General features: G+C 73.6%; 13 protein-coding genes. 3 read left to right on the plus strand and 10 right to left on the minus strand.

Annotation, left to right across the window (positions count from 1 at the left end; all coding sequences use genetic code 11):
• Positions 1-170: 170 nt before the first annotated feature.
• Complete coding sequence (locus tag ACZ3J7_RS30135; RefSeq protein WP_465626684.1) at positions 171-1535, minus strand: M16 family metallopeptidase; 1365 nt, start codon at positions 1533-1535, stop codon at positions 171-173.
• 17 nt (positions 1536-1552) lie between these two features.
• The gene (locus ACZ3J7_RS30140) at positions 1553-2878 is read right to left on the minus strand and encodes a M16 family metallopeptidase (RefSeq protein ID WP_465626536.1); all 1326 of its coding nucleotides are present in this window, start codon (positions 2876-2878) and stop codon (positions 1553-1555) included.
• Between the two features lie 239 nt (positions 2879-3117).
• On the opposite strand from ACZ3J7_RS30140, the gene ACZ3J7_RS30145 reads away from it, so the two are divergent.
• Together ACZ3J7_RS30145 and ACZ3J7_RS30150 are read left to right on the plus strand one after the other, a co-directional pair.
• Positions 3118-5568, plus strand: a complete 2451-nt coding sequence (locus ACZ3J7_RS30145) for a DNA gyrase/topoisomerase IV subunit A (RefSeq protein WP_465626538.1) — start codon at positions 3118-3120, stop codon at positions 5566-5568.
• Between the two features lie 185 nt (positions 5569-5753).
• On the plus strand, positions 5754-6668 hold the full coding sequence (locus ACZ3J7_RS30150) for a sucrase ferredoxin (protein WP_465626540.1): 915 nt from the start codon (positions 5754-5756) through the stop codon (positions 6666-6668).
• 68 nt (positions 6669-6736) lie between these two features.
• Here the strand turns inward: ACZ3J7_RS30150 and ACZ3J7_RS30155 are convergent, their stop codons facing one another.
• The 6 genes from ACZ3J7_RS30155 to ACZ3J7_RS30180 form a co-directional block, all read right to left on the minus strand.
• Positions 6737-8341, minus strand: coding sequence for a solute symporter family protein (locus tag ACZ3J7_RS30155; RefSeq protein WP_465626542.1), 1605 nt, complete (start codon positions 8339-8341; stop codon positions 6737-6739).
• Complete coding sequence (locus tag ACZ3J7_RS30160; protein WP_465626544.1) at positions 8338-8754, minus strand: DUF485 domain-containing protein; 417 nt, start codon at positions 8752-8754, stop codon at positions 8338-8340. The genes ACZ3J7_RS30155 and ACZ3J7_RS30160 overlap by 4 nt, the downstream gene beginning before the upstream one ends.
• 113 nt (positions 8755-8867) lie before the next feature.
• Positions 8868-9584, minus strand: coding sequence for a response regulator (locus ACZ3J7_RS30165; protein ID WP_465626546.1), 717 nt, complete (start codon positions 9582-9584; stop codon positions 8868-8870).
• The gene (locus ACZ3J7_RS30170) at positions 9581-10741 is read right to left on the minus strand and encodes a sensor histidine kinase (protein ID WP_465626548.1); all 1161 of its coding nucleotides are present in this window, start codon (positions 10739-10741) and stop codon (positions 9581-9583) included. Before ACZ3J7_RS30170 ends, ACZ3J7_RS30165 begins: the two co-directional genes overlap by 4 nt.
• Positions 10742-10810: 69 nt before the next feature.
• Positions 10811-11293 (minus strand): DUF1453 domain-containing protein, encoded by a 483-nt coding sequence (locus ACZ3J7_RS30175; RefSeq protein WP_465626550.1) that lies wholly within the window; start codon positions 11291-11293, stop codon positions 10811-10813.
• A gap of 139 nt (positions 11294-11432) precedes the next feature.
• The gene (locus ACZ3J7_RS30180; protein ID WP_465626552.1) at positions 11433-13544 is read right to left on the minus strand and encodes a DNA gyrase/topoisomerase IV subunit B; all 2112 of its coding nucleotides are present in this window, start codon (positions 13542-13544) and stop codon (positions 11433-11435) included.
• A 468-nt stretch (positions 13545-14012) separates the two neighbouring features.
• Here ACZ3J7_RS30180 and ACZ3J7_RS30185 point away from each other — a divergent pair, with 468 nt between their 5' ends.
• Positions 14013-14243 (plus strand): DUF7455 domain-containing protein, encoded by a 231-nt coding sequence (locus ACZ3J7_RS30185; RefSeq protein WP_014138480.1) that lies wholly within the window; start codon positions 14013-14015, stop codon positions 14241-14243.
• A 105-nt stretch (positions 14244-14348) separates the two neighbouring features.
• Here ACZ3J7_RS30185 and ACZ3J7_RS30190 read toward each other — a convergent pair whose 3' ends face one another.
• Both ACZ3J7_RS30190 and ACZ3J7_RS30195 read right to left on the minus strand, forming a co-directional pair.
• Positions 14349-15200, minus strand: a complete 852-nt coding sequence (locus ACZ3J7_RS30190; protein ID WP_465626555.1) for a S1 family peptidase — start codon at positions 15198-15200, stop codon at positions 14349-14351.
• Between the two features lie 225 nt (positions 15201-15425).
• Positions 15426-17051, minus strand: a complete 1626-nt coding sequence (locus ACZ3J7_RS30195; protein WP_465626557.1) for an RNA polymerase sigma factor — start codon at positions 17049-17051, stop codon at positions 15426-15428.
• Positions 17052-17371: the final 320 nt, after the last annotated feature.

A 17371-nucleotide genomic window follows, 5' to 3' on the forward strand; every position in this document is an offset into this window, starting at 1 on the left:
GTCGTCGTGGCTCGACCCGCATGGTGACCGCCTCCTTCCGCCGTGTCCCGGACCGCGCCCGTCGCGCGGTCGGGGACATCTACCCACGCCGCGGCGACGGCGCGCAAGGCATTAACGGCCGAGGGTCCGGCGGGGCTGTCGCCCCGTCGGACCCTCGCGCGCGGAACCGGTCAGGCGACGACCGTGACGTCCCCGATGCCGAGTGCCTTGACCGGCTCGGCGATCACCGAGGCGTCGCCGACCAGCACGGTGACCAGCCGGTCCGGCGGGAACGCGGCGACCACGGCGCGGGTGGCGGCCTCGGTGTCGAGCTCGGCCAGCTGCCGGTAGAAGTCGGCCTGGTAGGTGTCGGGCAGGTACTGCTCGACCTGGTCGGCCAGGGTCGCGGCGACCGAGCCGGCCGTCTCGTACTTCAGCGGGGCGACGCCGACCAGGAACTGCACGGCCTCCTCCCGCTCGGCGTCGGTCAGGCCCTCGGCGGCCAGCGTGCGCAGGATCGTCCAGGTGTCCCGCAGCGCGGGCGCGGTGGACCCGGTGTCCACCGAGCCGCTGATCGCCAGCATGCCGCGGCCGGTGCCGTCCGCGGCGGAGCGCAGCGCCTGGGCGAAGGCCCGCACGCCGTAGGTGTAGCCCTTCTCCTCGCGCAGGACGCGGTCCAGCCGGGAGGTGAGGGTGCCGCCCAGGCAGTAGGTGCCGAGCACCTGAGCGGCCCACGCGGGGTCGTGCCGGTCCGGGCCGATCCGGCCGATCAGCAGCTGGGTCTGGACCGAGCCGGGCCGGTCGACGATCAGCACCCGGCCGGTGTCGTCGGCGCTGACCGGGGCGTGCGCGGCGGGCTCCCGGGCCTCGGCGGTCCACCGGCCCAGGGTGGCCTCCAGCAGCGCGGCCAGGTCGGTGCCGGCGAGGTCGCCGACCACCACGGCGGTGGCGGTGGACGGGCGCAGGTGGGCGTCGTAGAACGCCTTGACCGCGTCCCGGTCGATCCGCTTGACGGTGTCGGTGGTGCCGGCCCGCGGCCGGGACAGCCGGTCGTCGGCCGGGAACAGCTCGCCGTACAGCGCCTTGGCGGCGCGCCGGCCCGGGTTGGCCTGCTCGTGGACGATCTCGTCCAGGCGGTTGGCGACCAGCCGCTCGATCTCGTCGGCGGGCAGCGCGGGGGTGCGCAGCGCGTCGCCGAGCAGGGTCAGGCCGCGCTCCAGCCGGGAGGCCGGGACCTCCAGCGAGACCCGGATCGCCGGGTGGTCGGCGTGCGCGTCCAGGGTGGCGCCGGCCCGCTCCAGCTCGCCCGCGAACTCCTCGGCGGTGAGCGTGTCGGTGCCCTCGGAGAGCGCCCGGGCCAGGATCGAGGCGACGCCGTCCAGGCCCTCGGGCTCGGCGGCGAGCGGCGCGTCCAGCACCACGTCGACGGCGACCAGCTGCTGGCCGGGGCGGTGGCAGTGCAGCACCGTCAGGCCGTTGGCCAGGGTGAGCCGCTCGGGGGCCGGGAACGCCCACGGGGTGGGGGTGCCGGGCTGCGGCTGCGGGTGGAACTCCATCGCGGGGGTGTGGTCGCTCACGCCGCCGTCTCCTCGTCGCTGTCGTTGCGGTCTTCGTCACCGGTCGGCTCGTACACCAGCACGGCCCGGTTGTCGGGGCGCAGCCGCGCGGCGGCGACCGCCCGGACCTCCTCCGCGGTGACGTCGAGGACCTTCGGCAGGGCCTGGTCGACCAGCTTCGGGTCGCCGAACAGGACGGCGTAGCGGCAGAGTTCGTCGGCCCGGCCGGCCACCGTGGTGAGCCGGTCCAGCCACTCGCGCTCGATCTGGGCCTGGGCGCGCTCCAGTTCGGCGGCGGTGGGGCCCTCGGCGGCGAACCGGGCGAGCTCCTCGTCGACGGCGGCCTCGATCTGCTCCAGGGTGGCGTCGCCGCCGGCCTTGACGTCCAGCCAGCCGAGCGAGGGCGCGCCGGAGAGCCGCAGCAGGCCGAAGCCGGCCGCGACGGCGGTGCGGTCGCGGCGCACCAGCCGGTTGTACAGCCGGGACGACTCGCCGCTGCCGAGGATGGTCAGCGCCAGGTCGGCGGCGTCGGCCTCGCGGGTGCCGTCGTGCGGCAGCCGGTAGGCGGCCATAAGCGCCCGGGAGGGGACGTCCTCGCGGACCAGCTCGCGCACCTCGGCGCCGATGGTGTCGGGCAGCGAGCCGTCGCGCGGCGGCTGCTTGCCGTCGTGGGCCGGGATCGAGCCGAAGTACTTCTCCACCCAGGCGATGGTCTGCTCCGGGTCGAGGTCGCCGACGATCGACAGCACCGCGTTGTTGGGCGCGTAGTAGGTGCGGAAGAACGCCCGGGCGTCCTCCAGCGTGGCGGCGTCCAGGTCGGCCATCGAGCCGATCGGGGTGTGGTGGTAGGGGTGGCCGTCGGGGAAGGACAGCGCGGTGAGGCGCTCGAACGCGGTGCCGTAGGGCACGTTGTCGTAGCGCTGGCGGCGCTCGTTCTTCACCACGTCGCGCTGGTTCTCCATGGACGTCTCGTCCAGCGCGGTGAGCAGCGAGCCCATCCGGTCGGCCTCCAGCCAGAGCGCGAGCTCCAACTGGTGGGCGGGCATGGTCTCGAAGTAGTTGGTGCGCTCGAAGCTGGTGGTGCCGTTGAGCGAGCCGCCGGCGCCCTGGACCAGTTCGAAGTGCCCGTTGTTGGAGACGTTCGCCGAGCCCTGGAACATCAGGTGCTCGAAGAGGTGGGCGAGGCCGGTGCGCCCCTTGACCTCGTGCCGGGAGCCGACGTCGTACCAGAGGCAGACCGCGGCGACCGGGGTGAGGTGGTCCTCGGAGAGCACCACGCGCAGGCCGTTGGCCAGGCGGTGTTCGGTGATGGCGAGGCCGCTTGCGGGCGCGGGGTTGGCCATGCGGGGGTCCTTCCCGTCGTCGGTTCCGGAGTGTCCGGGCCGGGGGCGTGTGACGTCCCCCATTGTGGTGCAACGCCCGGTCCCCCCGTCAGGTGTCCGGGCCCGGGGCGCGTTCGCCAGCGGCGGAAGCGGCCCGGGTGACGGGCGGTGTCCCACCGAGGGTCCACAATGGGGGGCGTTCGCGCCCGCGTCCGCCCACCCCGTGTCCCGCATACGTACCGCAAGGGAGCCCCGCAGCGATGGCCCGCCGCAGTTCGCCCACCCCGCCGCCCGGTGACTTCGAGGAGCGGATCCTCGACGTCGATGTCGTGGACGAGATGCAGGGCTCGTTCCTGGAGTACGCCTACTCGGTGATCTACTCCCGGGCCCTGCCGGACGCCCGGGACGGCCTCAAGCCGGTGCACCGGCGGATCCTCTACCAGGCCAACGAGATGGGCCTGCGCCCGGAGCGCGGCCACGTCAAGTGCGCGCGCCTGGTCGGCGAGGTGATGGGCCGGCTGCACCCGCACGGCGACGCCTCGATCTACGACGCGGTGGTGCGCCTGGCGCAGCCGTTCTCGATGCGGCTGCCGCTGATCGACGGCCACGGCAACTTCGGCTCGCTCGGCAACGACGACCCGCCGGCCGCGATGCGCTACACCGAGTCGCGGCTGACCGCGGCCTCGATGTCGATGGTGGAGTCCATCCACGAGGACACCGTCGACTTCGGCCCGAACTACGACGGCTCCGAGCAGGAGCCGCACGTCCTCCCCTCGGCGTTCCCGAACCTGCTGGTCAACGGCGCCACCGGGATCGCGGTCGGCATGGCCACCAACATGCCGCCGCACAACCTGGCCGAGGTGGTCGCCGCCGCCCGGCATCTGATCAAGCACCCGGCCGCCGACCTCGACACCCTGATGCGGTTCGTCCCCGGCCCCGACCTGCCCACCGGTGGCCGGATCGTCGGCCTGTCCGGCATCCGGGACGCGTACGAGTCCGGCCGCGGCACCTTCAAGATCCGCGCCACCACCTCGATCGAGAACGTCACCGCCCGCCGCAAGGGCATCGTGGTCACCGAACTGCCGTACACGGTCGGCCCCGAGAAGGTGATCGGCAAGATCAAGGACCTGGTCAACGCGAAGAAGCTCCAGGGCATCGCGGACGTCAAGGACCTCACCGACCGCGAGCACGGCCTGCGCCTGGTCATCGAGGTGAAGAACGGCTTCGTCCCCGAGGCGCTGCTGGAGCAGCTGTACAAGCTGACGCCGATGGAGGAGACCTTCGGCATCAACAACGTCGCGCTGGTCGACGGGCAGCCGCTGACGCTGGGCCTCAAGGAGCTGCTGGAGGTCTACGTCGACCACCGCTTCACGGTGGTCAAGCGGCGCAGCGACTTCCGCCGCCGCAAGCGCCAGGACCGGCTGCACCTGGTCGAGGGCCTGCTGGTCGCGCTGGTCGACATCGACGAGGTGATCGCGGTCATCCGCAGCAGCGACGACGCCGGGCAGGCCAAGGACCGGCTGATGGAGCGCTTCGGCCTCTCCGAGGTGCAGACCGCGTACATCCTGGACACCCCGCTGCGCCGGCTGACCCGCTTCGACCGGGTCGAGCTGGAGGCCGAGCGGGCCAAGCTGCTCAAGGAGATCGCCGAGCTGACCGAGATCCTGGAGTCGGACAACAAGCTGCGCTCCGTGGTCTCCTCCGAACTCGGCGCCGTCGCCAAGCAGTTCGGCACCGAGCGGCGCACCGTGCTGCTGGAGGCCGGCTCGGTGCCGTCCGCCGCGCTCGCGGTGCCGCTGGAGGTCGCCGACGACCCGTGCCGGGTGCTGCTCTCCTCCACCGGGCTGCTGGCCCGCACCTTCGACCTGAAGCCGGTCGCCGAGGAGTCGTCGGCCCGCGCCAAGCACGACGTGCTGGCCTCCGCCGTCCCGGCCACCGCCCGGGGCGACGTCGGCCTGGTCACCACGGCCGGCCGGGTGCTGCGGCTGCCGGTGATCGACCTGCCCGCGCTGCCCCCGGGCACCGCGGCGCTGTCCGGCGGCGCGGCGGTCTCCGAGTTCCTCCGGCTGGAGGCGGACGAGCGGCCGATCGCGCTGACCACGCTGGACGAGTCCTCGCCCGGCCTGGCGCTCGGCACCGTGCAGGGCGTGGTCAAGCGGGTGGTGCCCGAATGGCCCGCCAACAAGGACGAGTTCGAGGTGATCGCGCTCAAGGACGGCGACGCCGTGGTCGGCGCGGTCGAACTGCGCACCGGCGAGGAGGACCTGGTCTTCATCACCTCCGACGCCCAGCTGCTGCGCTACCAGGCGAACCAGGTCCGCCCGCAGGGCCGCCCGGCCGGCGGCATGGCCGGCGTCAAGCTGGCCGACGGCGCGAAGGTGCTCTCCTTCACGGCGGTCGACCCGGCGCAGGACGCGGTGGTGCTGTCGGTCGCGGCCGCCACCGGCACGCTGGCCGGCGAGGAGCAGAGCAGCTGGAAGCTCACGCCGTTCGACCAGTACCCGCGCAAGGGCCGGGCCACCGGCGGCGTCCGCTGCCAGCGCTTCCTGCGCGGCGAGGACGGCCTGGCGTTCGCCTGGGCCGGCCCGCTCCCGGCCCTCGGCGCGGGCCCGGCCGGCCAGCCGGTCGCCCTCCCCGAGCGCGACCCGCGCCGCGACGGCTCCGGCACCCCGGTCCCGGCCCCGGTCGCCGCGGTCGGCGGCCGGATGTAGCCCGCGCACCCACCGGAACGGCGGGCACCCCCACCCGGGGGCGCCCGCCGTTCCGCGTCCCGGCCTCCCCCGGACGGGTCCCCCCGCTCCGGACCGGACCCGCACGGCCGCCGCCCCGCCCCCTCCCCGGGCCCCGCCCGGGTGCGGGCCTCCCCCGGCGGCCGGCACGGCCTAGGCTGGGCCGGGTGAGCACCTGTACGACGCTGTCGCGCGAACTGACCGAGCCGCTGAGCGCCACCGCGGCCACCGCCACCACCTGGCTGCTGCTCGAACAGTCCGGCCCGTGGGGCGCGCAGGCGCTCACCGGCAGCCACCTCGACCCCGGGCTGGGTGCCGCGCTCGACCGCGCCGCCGAGGGGACCGGCGTCCGGATCGCGCTGATCCGCCGTCCCGGCCGGCACGCCGACAGCGCCGCCGCGCCCCGGCACGAGGTGCTGCTCGCGCACACCTCCCCCGCCGACCCGTGGGTGCGCCGGGGGCACCTCGCCTCCGCCGCCGAGCTGCTCGCGCTCGACTTCGCCGCCCTCGGCGCGGGCGACCACGGCTCCTTCGGCGTCCCGCACGTCGGCGGCCCGATCGCCCTGGTGTGCACCAACGGCCGCCGCGACCGCTGCTGCGCGCTGCTCGGCCGCCCGCTGGCCGCCGAGATCGCGGCGGCCGGTCACAGCGAGGTCTGGGAGGTCACCCACCTGGGCGGCCACCGCTTCTCCCCCACCATGCTGGTGCTGCCGCACGGCTACGCGTACGGGCGGCTGACCGCCGAGTCCGCCAAGGAGGTGCTGGCGGCGACCGCCGCCGGGCAGACCGCGTTCGCGCACTCCCGCGGGCGTTCCTTCTGGCCCCGGCCGGCCCAGGCCGCCGAACAGGCCGTCCGCGAGCTGACCGGCGAGGGCGCGGCCGACGCGCTGACGCTGCGCCAGTCCCCCGGCGGCTCGCCGTGGACGGTCGACGTCCACCACGCCGACGGCCGCCGCTGGCGCGCCACCGTCGCCGAGTCCGCCGCCGAGCCGCCGCGTCCGGAGAGCTGCGGCAAGGCCCCGGGCACCCCGTCCCGGATGGACGTCGTGCGGCTCGTCGAGTCGTCCCCGGCCGCCCCCTGACGCGCCGGGAGGCCGCGACCCGCGGGCGGTGGCCCGGGTCGCGGCCTCCCCCGGGGCCGGTCGGCGCGTCAGGCCGCGCCCGCGCCCGTCAGGGCCCGCACCTCCAGTTCGGCGAAGCCGTCCTCGTCCGCGCGCTCCCGGTCCAGGACCGTGCCCAGCCAGCCGGCCAGGAAGCCGAGCGGGATGGAGACCAGGCCCGGGTTCTCCAGCGGGAACCAGTGGAAGTCCACGCCCGGCATGACGGAGGTCTTCGCGCCGGAGACCACCGGCGAGAACAGCACCAGCAGCACCGCCGGGACGAGGCCGCCGTACACCGACCAGACCGCGCCGCGGGTGGTGAACCGCTTCCAGAACAGCGAGTACAGCAGGGTCGGCAGGTTCGCCGAGGCGGCCACCGCGAAGGCCAGGCCGACCAGGAAGGCGACGTTCAGCTTCTGCGCGAACAGGCTGAGCACCACCGCGAGGCCGCCGATCACGATCGCCGAGATCCGCGCCGCGATGACCTCCTCGCGTTCGGAGACCTGCCGCTTCTCGGGACGGCGCCAGGCCCGCGCGTAGAGGTCGTGGGCGAAGGCCGCCGAGGAGGCCAGGGTGAGCCCGGCGACCACGGCGAGGATGGTGGCGAAGGCGATCGCGGAGATCACCGCGAACAGCAGCAGGCCCCAGGTGGAGTCGCCGCCGCCGCCGAGGTCGAGGGCGAGCAGCGGCACGGCGGTGTTGCCGGCCGGGTTCGCGGCCTTGACCGCCTTCGCGCCGACCACCGCGCCGGCCCCGAGGCCGAGCACGATCGCCATCAGGTAGAAGCAGCCGATCAGGCCGATCGCCCACATCGTGGAGCGCCGCGCGGCCCGCGCCGTGGGCACGGTGTAGAAGCGGCTGAGGATGTGCGGCAGGCCCGCGGTGCCGAGCACCAGCGCCAGGCCGAGGCTGACGAAGTCGAGCCGGCTGGTGGTGCTGGCGCCGTACCTCAGGCCGGGCTGCAGGTAGCGGTCGCCGACGCCGCTGTGCTGCGCGGCGGCGTGCATCAGCGCGCCCAGGTCGCCGTGGAAGCGGGCCACCACCAGCACCGTCAGCAGCACCGAGCCGGCCACCAGCAGGAAGGCCTTGACGATCTGGATCCAGGTGGTGGCGCGCATCCCGCCGACCGTGACGTAGACGATCATCAGGCCGCCGACCGCGACGATGGTCCACCCCTTGGCGGCGCCGCTGTCGGTGCCGAGCAGCAGCGCGACCAGGCTGCCCGCGCCGACCATCTGCGCGATCAGGTACATCAGGGTGACGACCATGGACGCCAGGCCGGCCGCGGCGCGCACCGGCCGCTGGCGCATCCGCAGCGCCAGCACGTCGGCCAGCGTGTAGCGGCCGGCGTTGCGGACGAGTTCGGAGACCAGCATCAGCACGACCAGCCAGGCGACCAGGAAGCCGATGCTGTAGAGCACGCCGTCGTAGCCGTAGAGCGCGATCAGGCCGGTGACGCCGAGGAAGGACGCGGCCGACAGGTAGTCGCCGGAGAGCGCGAAGCCGTTCTGCAGCGGCGAGAAGTCGCGGCCGCCGGCGTAGAAGTCCTCGGCGGCGTGGCCTCGGCGGCCGACCCAGACGGTGATGGTGAGGGTGACGGCGACGACGACGGCGAACAGCGCCACCGCGAGGCCGTGGCTGGGGTGTGGGGTCATCGCAGTTGGTCCTGGGTGTCCCAGCGCAGCTCGAGGGCGGCTCGGTCGCGCTTGGTGCGGGCGTTGCGGGCGTAGAGCCAGGTGAGCAGGAAGGTCGAGGCGAACTGGCCGAGGCCGAGCAGCCAGGCCAGGTTGAGCGGCCCGGCGACCTGCCGGCTCATCAGTTCCGGGGCGAACGCCTGGGCCGCGACGAACAGCAGGTACCAGGCCAGGAACCCGGCGCTGGCCGGGAACACGAACGAGCGGTAGCCGCGCCGGATCTCCTGGAAGGCCTCGCTCTCCTGGACGCTGCGGTAGACCTCCCGTCCGACCCGTTCCTCCGGCGCCACCGGTTCCGCGGCCCGTTGCCGCGCCACCGCCCGGGGTCGGGCGGCGGGCGCGGCCCACCAGTCGACTCTCTCCTGCTGTGCCACAGCCGACACCCCATCATTTCGGTCACCAGGACCGAACCATGATGGAGCGTCACAAACCAGACCGCGAAACCGGTGCAGATACGTTCACCCGAACCAGCTACCGGTGGGTGCGTTCACGAACCGTCGGAAATTCCATGCCTGAAGGCGTACGCCACGGCCTGCGCGCGATCCCGTACCGCCGTCTTGGCGAAAAGGTTGTTGATATGTGTTTTCACCGTCGCGGGGCTGACGAACAACCTCTCCGAGATCTCCGCGTTGGACAGTCCGGCGGCGATCAGCGCCAGCACCTCGGCCTCCCGCTGGGTCAACCCGTCCGGCAGCGGAGGGCGCTGGACGGGCTTCGGCGCGGGCTCAGGCACGGGCGCGGGCACGGGCGCGGGCGCGGCGGGAGCCGTCGCCGGCTCCGACAGCCGTTCCAGCAGTCGCAGTTGGACCTGCGGGGAGAGCCCGGCCGCCCCCGAGCGGACGTCCGCGACCGCGCGGGCGATCTCCTCCGCGCCCGCGTCCTTGGTCAGGAAGCCGCGCGCCCCGGCCTGCAGCGCGGAGAACAGCGAGTCGTCGTCGGCGTACGTGGTGAGCACCACCACCTCGGTGCCGGGGTGCTGGGCGCGGATCCGGCGGGTGGCCTCCACGCCGTCGCAGCGCGGCATCCGCAGGTCCATCAGCACCACGTCGGGGGCGTGTTCGGCGACCAGCCGCACCGCCTCCTCGCCGTCCGGCGCGGAGCCGACCACGGTGATGCCCGGCAGCAGGCCGAGCAGCATCACGATCCCCTCCCGCACCACGGTCTGGTCGTCGGCGACCACCACCCGGATCGGTCCGTCCGTCACGCCGGCACCCGCAGCAGCACGCGCCACCCTCCCTGGTCGGGGCCCGCCAGCAGTTCGCCGCCGAGCAGTTCCGCGCGTTCGCGCATCCCGAGCAGACCGTACCCGCTCCCGCTCCCCCCGAGCACGGGGTGCGCCCCGCGCGGAGCGGCGGCGTTGCGCACCCGCAGCTCCACCTCCCCCTCCCGGTAGGCGAGTCGGACGTCCACCCGGCCGCCGGGCGCGTGCTTGCGGGCGTTGGTCAGCGCCTCCTGGGCGACCCGGCGCACCGCGAGGCCGGCCTCGGCGGGCAGCGGGCGGGGCACCCCGTCGACGGCCAGCCCGGCCCCGGTCCCGGCGGCCAGCTCGGCCACGAACTCGGCGACGGGGGCGAACTCGCCGCGCAGCGCGGACAGCGCCTGCCGGGTCTCGGCCAGGCCGTCCTGGGCCATCCGCCGGGCGGCGACCACCCGTTCGCGGACCTCGGCCCGGTCGGCCCCGGCGTCCAGCATCAGCCGGGCCGCCTCCAGGTGCACCAGTTGCGCGGAGAGGCTGTGCGCCAGCACGTCGTGGATCTCCCGGGCGATCCTGGCCCGTTCGGCGAGCGCGGCGGTCTCGGCCCGCGCGGCCTGCGCGGCCCGCTCCTGGGCGAGCAGGGCGCGCTGCGCGGAGCGGGCCTGGCCGTCGAGGCGCAGCAGGTAGCCGAGCAGTCCGAGGCCGCCCGCGACGGCCAGCATCACCACCAGCGAGTCGTGCGAGCCGAGGCCGTAGCCGGCGATCGCCGCACCGGCGGTGAGCAGTCCGGCGGCCAGCGGCAGCCGGATCACGGCGAGCACCGCGAGCCCGCACCAGACCACCGAGGCTAGGGTGTCGGCGCCGCCCTCGTGGGCCAGTCCGGCGGTGGCCAGCAGTCCGGCGGCGCAGCCCAGCGCGGGCCACAGCCGACGGGCCCGGCAGGCGAGGTGCCAGCCGGTGAACAGGACGGCGGCGGCCGCGATCCAGCCGATCGGGGGCAGCAACCGCCATCCGGTGTAGCGCTGTTCGGCGAAGGTGCCGAACACCACGGCGCCCAGCATCGCGGTCCGGCCGAAGAGGGACAGCGCGAGCCGGGCCCGCGAGCCGCGCTCCCGGATCGGGACGTCCCCGGCGGGCCAGCGGGTCCAGCGTTCCAGTGTGCTCACCGGTCGATCCTCTCAACAGCGGTGCCGCCGGACCCCGTCGGAGTCCGGCGGCGGTGGCCCGACGGCGTCTCAGGCGGCCAGCGCGTGCCGGTCGCCGCCCAGCCGCCGGGCCCGCCACTGGACGGCCGCCGAGCGGGTCAGCAGCAGCAGGCCGAGCGAGAGCAGCAGCACGCCGCGGGACTGGTGGACGTGCAGCGCGGTGCCCAGCGCGTACCAGCCGATCCGGATCAGGACCGCGCCGACCCAGGCGAACGCGGTGGCGGTGCTGCCCCTGGTCCACAGCGCGCCGTCGGCCTCCCGCCAGATCCGCACCGTCCAGCCCCAGGCGCAGCCCATGCCGGCGGTGGTGACCAGGGAGCAGCCCAGCAGCACGGCGGCGGTGGCCCGGTGCTCCGGGTCGATCAGGACAGGGTCGCGCAGGGCGACGGCGGCGAGCACCAGCGGCAGCAGCCACAGGCGGCGTTCGGTGTCCAGTCGGTGGGCCCGCAGCTGCCGGCCCACCACCAGGACGATCACGGCGGCGGCGATCAGGACGTCGGACAGGGCGGTCATCTCGGTGCCTCCAGGCGGGGTGTTCTCGACACCTGGAACGCTACGGAGCGCGGCTCCTGCGGTCCTCGGAGCGCGGGTGGATCCCGCACGCCGAAGGGCTCTCCACCCTGGGGTGGAGAGCCCTTCGGCGGCGGACCGCTCAGGCGTCGATCCGGGACCGGTCCAGGGTGGCCGCCGAGTCGACGATGAACTCGCGCCGCGGTGCGACGTCGTTGCCCATCAGCAGGTCGAAGGTCTTCTCCGCGGACTCCAGGTCGCCCAGGTTGATCCGGCGCAGGATCCGGAACCGCGGGTCCATGGTGGTCTCGGCCAGCTGGTCGGCGTCCATCTCGCCGAGGCCCTTGTAGCGCTGGATCGGGTCCTTCCAGCGCAGCCCCTTGCCCTGGAACTGCAGCAGGGTGCGCCGCAGTTCGGCGTCGGAGTAGGTGTAGTGGTACTTCTCCTGGCCGCGCTTGGGGTTGGTCAGCTCGATCCGGTGCAGCGGCGGCACGGCGGCGAACACCCGGCCCTGCTCGACCATCGGCCGCATGTAGCGGTGGAACAGCGTGAGCAGCAGGGTGCGGATGTGCGAGCCGTCGACGTCGGCGTCGGCCATGAAGATGACCTTGCCGTAGCGGGCCTGGTCGATGTCGAAGGTCCGGCCGGAGCCCGCTCCTATCACCTGGATGATCGAGGCGCACTCGGCGTTCTTGAGCATGTCGCTCACGGACGCCTTCTGCACGTTCAGGATCTTGCCGCGGATCGGCAGCAGCGCCTGGAACTCGGAGTTGCGGGCCAGCTTGGCGGTGCCGAGCGCGGAGTCGCCCTCGACGATGAACAGCTCGCTGCGCTCCACGTCGTCGCTGCGGCAGTCGGCCAGCTTGGCGGGCAGCGAGGAGGTCTCCAGCGCGGTCTTCCGGCGCTGCGCCTCCTTGTGCTGCCGGGCCGCGACCCTGGTCCGGGCGGCGGCGGCGACCTTCTCCAGCACGGCCCGGGCCTGGAGCTTCTCGTCCTTCCTGGTGGAGGTCAGGAAGGCCTTGAGCTCCTTGGCGACCACGGCCGCGACGATCCGGTTGGCCGCCGAGGTGCCCAGCACCTCCTTGGTCTGGCCCTCGAACTGCGGCTCGGCGAGCCGGACGGTGATGACCGCGGTCAGGCCCTCCTGCGCGTCGTCCTTGGTGATGTCGTCCTCGGCGACCCGCAGCAGCTTGGCGGCCCGCAGCGCCTCGTTGACGGTCTTGGCGAGCTGCCGCTCGAAGCCGGTGACGTGGGTGCCGCCCTTGGGGGTGGAGATGATGTTGACGAAGGAGCGCTGGGTGGTGTCGTAGCCGGCGCCCCAGCGCAGCGCGATGTCCACCCCGAGCTCGCGGGTGACCTCGGTGGGGGTCATGTGCCCGAGCTCGTCGAGCACCGGGACGGTCTCCTTGAAGGTGCCCTCGCCGCGCAGCCGCAGCACGTCGGAGATCGGCCGGTCCGGCGCCAGGAACTCGCAGAACTCGCTGATCCCGCCGTCGTAGCGGAAGGTCTCCTCGGCGACCTGCTCGCTCTCGGTGAGCCGCTCGTCGCGCACCACGATGGTCAGCCCGGGCACCAGGAAGGCGGTCTGCCGGGCCCGGCTGTGCAGCGACTCCAGCGAGAGCCTGGCGTCCTTGAGGAAGATCTGCCGGTCCGCCCAGTAGCGGATCCGGGTGCCGGTGCGGGTCTTGGCGAACTTGCCCCGCTTGGTCATCCCGCTGCCGGGCTCGAACTTCGCGTCCGGCCCGTCCCCGGCGTACGCGCCGGGGGTGCCGCGCCGGAAGCTGATCGCGTGGGTGGCGCCGGAGCGGTCCACCTCGACGTCCAGCCGGGCGGACAGCGCGTTGACCACCGAGGCGCCGACGCCGTGCAGACCGCCGGAGGCCGCGTACGAGCCGCCGCCGAACTTGCCGCCCGCGTGCAGCTTGGTCATCACCACCTCGACGCCGGACAGCCCGGTCTTGGGCTCGACGTCCACCGGGATGCCGCGCCCGTTGTCGCGGACCTCGACCGAGCCGTCCTGGTGCAGCAGCACCTCGATCCGGTCGCAGAAGCCGCCCAGCGCCTCGTCCACCGAGTTGTCGATGATCTCCCAGAGGCAGTGCATCAGGCCGCGGCTGTCGGTCGAGCCGATGTACATGCCCGGCCGCTTGCGGACCGCTTCCAGTCCCTCCAGGACGAGCAGATGCCGCGCGGTGTAGTCGGACCCGCCCTCACCGGTCACCAGAGAGGACGGGCCGGTCTTTTCTCCACTCACGCTCTGCACTCCTCCATGACGTTGACGGACACCCCGCATGCTCTCAGCAACCGGGACCCGGGCCGCTCGGGCCCGCGCTCCTTGTACGCGCTGCGCGAACACGATTCCCGCCCCGGGGGCGGTTCCCAGCCTGCCATCTCCTGCCGACACCACGGGTCCTGGCGGGTCCGGGGGTCCGGAGAGGGCTGCGGAGCTGCTGCGATGCGGTCCAACGGGTTCCGGGACGGGGCTTATGCTCCAACCCAGCGGAGGATTATGCTACGCGGACCTCGCACCCCGGCCCGATCGGGCGTTCGAGGTGATTGGCCGGCCGCGGGAATCGGTACGCATGAACCATCGTTGCCCGGGGCACGTCCTCATCAAGACGACGGCAGAATCCTCCAAGAGAAAAGCCACGAGCGGGAACGAATTCGACCTGGTTGGATGTTGATCCTGGTACACAGCTCGTCGAGCTAGAGAAGAGGCGACGTGACTACTGTTCTGACCCCTGCGAGCCCGCTCACCGCGGCAGACCGCTGCGACCGTTGCGGCGCTCAGGCTTACCTGCGCGTCGTCCTCTCCAGCGGCGGAGAGCTGCTGTTCTGCGCCCACCACGGGCGAAAGTTCGAGCCCGAGCTCAAGAAGATCGCCGTGGAGATACACGACGAGAGCGACCGCCTCTCCGGCACCCCGGCAGTCGCCGAGGAGGGGGAGCGCTGACGCTCCCGCTGCTCTCCCGAGCTGCTTGAACGGCCGGGCGGCCCACCCTTCCCAGGGGCGGGCCGCCCGGCCGTGGCGTTCTCCCGCCCGGCCGCGTCGGGGTGCTCACAGCACGCCGTGCACGGCCTCCGAGACCGCCGCGATCCGGGTGTAGACCCCGGGGTGGTCCGCCTCCGCGCAGCCGGCGCCCCAGGAGACCAGTCCGGCCAGCCGCCCGGCCACCACCAGCGGCCCGCCGCTGTCGCCCTGGCAGGCGTCCTTGCCGCCCTGCCGCTCGCCCGCGCACACCATGGTGCGGGCGTCGTACGCGCTGTCCGCGCCGCCGGGGTAGGCGTGCGCGCAGACCTCGTCCGAGACGATCGGCACGGTGACCTGGCGCAGCGTGTTCGAGTAGCTGCCGTTGCCCCGGGTGTCGCCCCAGCCGAAGACCGTCGCCGGGGTGCCCGCCGCGTAGGGCCCGGTCTCGCCCGGGTCGACGAGCTCCAGCACCGGCCGGCCGTCCTGCGGCTCGGTGAGGGTGAGCACCGCCACGTCCCGGGTGTTCGCGGTGAAGCTGTAGCCCGGGTCGATCCACACCGCGCGCACCGCCACCTCCCGCCCCGAGCTGCCCCGCAGGTCGTCCCGCCCGATGACCACCCGCAGCCCGGGCCGGTCGGTGGGACGGGCGGTGGACTCGTCGTAGAAGCAGTGCGCCGCCGTGATCACCTTGGTCGGGCTGACCAGCGCCCCGCCGCAGAACTGCCCGGAGCGGGCCGAGCCGAACTGCTGCCGGCTGGCCAGCGCCACCATCCACGGGTGGTCGCCGGTGCTGGCGCCCGTGCCGCCGATGATCCGCCGCTGCGCGGCGGCCGGCCCGGCCGCGCCCAGCGCGACCAGCGGGACGGGCAGGGCGGCCAGGGCGACGAGCGCGACCGCCCGGCGGCGGAGCCGAGGCGCGAACGTGTCCAGGATGGGCACCGAGTTCTCCAGGGGTTCGGCGGGGTCCCCGCGGCACCGGGCGGGCGCCCGGGAGGGGTGGGCTGCCGCTGCGGAGCGCGACAACCGGCCCAGCGTAGTCAGCGCGTCACCCGCCGTGCCCGCGCGGTGCCCGTCCGCCACCCCAACGGGCGACCCCCGGACGCGCGAACGGGCCCCTCCGCCGTGGCGGAGGGGCCCGTTCGCGTGACGTCCGGGAGTGCCGGATCAGTCCAGGTAGTCGCGCAGCACCTGGGAGCGCGACGGGTGGCGCAGCTTCGACATGGTCTTCGACTCGATCTGCCGGATGCGCTCGCGCGTCACGCCGTAGACCTTGCCGATCTCGTCCAGCGTCTTCGGCTGGCCGTCGGTGAGGCCGAAGCGCATCGAGACCACGCCCGCCTCGCGCTCGGACAGGGTGTCCAGCACCGAGTGCAGCTGCTCCTGGAGCAGGGTGAAGGAGACCGCGTCGGCCGGGACGACCGCCTCGGAGTCCTCGATCAGGTCACCGAACTCGCTGTCGCCGTCCTCGCCGAGCGGGGTGTGCAGCGAGATCGGCTCGCGACCGTACTTCTGGACCTCGATGACCTTCTCGGGGGTCATGTCGAGTTCCTTGGCCAGCTCCTCCGGGGTGGGCTCGCGGCCCAGGTCCTGGAGCATCTGGCGCTGCACGCGGGCGAGCTTGTTGATGACCTCGACCATGTGCACCGGGATGCGGATGGTGCGGGCCTGGTCGGCCATGGCGCGGGTGATCGCCTGCCGGATCCACCAGGTCGCGTAGGTCGAGAACTTGTAGCCCTTGGTGTAGTCGAACTTCTCGACCGCGCGGATCAGGCCGAGGTTGCCCTCCTGGATCAGGTCCAGGAAGAGCATGCCGCGGCCGGTGTAGCGCTTGGCCAGCGAGACCACCAGGCGGAGGTTGGCCTCCAGCAGGTGGTTCTTGGCGCGGCGGCCGTCCTCGGCGATGATCTCCAGCTCGCGCTTGAGCTTGGGGGCGAGCTTGTCGGCCTGGCTCAGCTTGTCCTCGGCGAACAGGCCGGCCTCGATCCGCTTGGCGAGCTCGACCTCCTGCTCGGCGTTGAGCAGCGGGACCTTGCCGATCTGCTTGAGGTAGTCCTTGACCGGGTCGGCGGTGGCGCCGGCCACCGCGACCTGCTGGGCCGGGGCGTCGTCCTCGTCGTCGTCCGAGAGCACGAAGCCCTGGTCGGTCTCCTCCTCGGCCTCGCCCTCCTTGACGTCGCCGGGCAGCGCCACGTCCTCGAGGAGCTCCTCCTCGCCGATGGCCTCCTCGTCGCCCTTGGCGCCGGGCTTGCCGGCCGCCGCGGTCTTCTTGGCGGCGGTCTTCTTGGCGGGCGCGGCGGCCTTCTTGGCCACCGCCTTCTTCGCCGGGGCGGCGGCGGCCTTCTTGACGGCGGCCTTGGCCTCGGCGACGTCGATGCTCTCGACGACGGTGACCTCGGCGCTGGTCACCGAGGCGGACACCGAGACGGGCGGGGCGATGTTCGCCGCGGGGGCGATCCGCACCGGGGGCTTGGTCTGGGCGACCGGCGTACGGGTGGTGACCGCCTTGGTCGCGGTGCGCTTGGTGGTGCTCTTGGCCGCGACGCTCTTGCGCTTGGCGCCGGCCGGTTCGGCCGCGCTGACCATCAGCTCCACCCCCTCCTCGATCAGCACCTGATTGAGGCTGCGCATGACGTTCTTCCACTTGGTGACCGGGATCTGGTCCGCCTCGAACGCGTGGCGCACGTCGTCACCGGCGATCTGCCCCTGGGCCTTGCCCCGCTCGATGAGCGCCAGCAGTGCCGCGGACTCGGCGATCTCGGGGGGAAGCGAACGGGATGTGCTGGCCGACACGAACAACCTCTCGGACGATGAGTGGACACGAACCCGCACCGACCGGCCCGACTGCTCGGGCTCGGGCGGGAGGACGGTGACCGGGGTCTGCAGGACGGCAGCAGCGCCGCGGACCATCACAGCCGACTGGCTTGTGGTGATATTCCGGAGCTGCTTCCGCTCCGTACACATCGCTGCCGCCACTCAAGTGTTACGCATGCCCGTCGTGGCGCCCGTCACACCACCCGGCGACCGGTGCGGGCAGCCCCCGAGCGGCCTATCCGCGGGGCCGGCGGGGCCGCCCGGGCCCCTGACGTGCCGATGGCCCCTCGGCTGCGCGG

This window comes from Kitasatospora sp. NPDC015121 (genome assembly GCF_055562955.1).

What these genes read in the sequence shown, in the direction of transcription:
- ACZ3J7_RS30175 (WP_465626550.1), bottom strand. Translation starts at nt 11,293, where the DNA reads ATGACCGCCCTGTCCGACGTCCTGATCGCCGCCGCCGTGATCGTCCTG.
- ACZ3J7_RS30140 (WP_465626536.1), bottom strand. Translation starts at nt 2,878, where the DNA reads ATGGCCAACCCCGCGCCCGCAAGCGGCCTCGCCATCACCGAACACCGC.
- ACZ3J7_RS30145 (WP_465626538.1), top strand. Translation starts at nt 3,118, where the DNA reads ATGGCCCGCCGCAGTTCGCCCACCCCGCCGCCCGGTGACTTCGAGGAG.
- ACZ3J7_RS30155 (WP_465626542.1), bottom strand. Translation starts at nt 8,341, where the DNA reads ATGACCCCACACCCCAGCCACGGCCTCGCGGTGGCGCTGTTCGCCGTC.
- ACZ3J7_RS30135 (WP_465626684.1), bottom strand. Translation starts at nt 1,535, where the DNA reads ATGGAGTTCCACCCGCAGCCGCAGCCCGGCACCCCCACCCCGTGGGCG.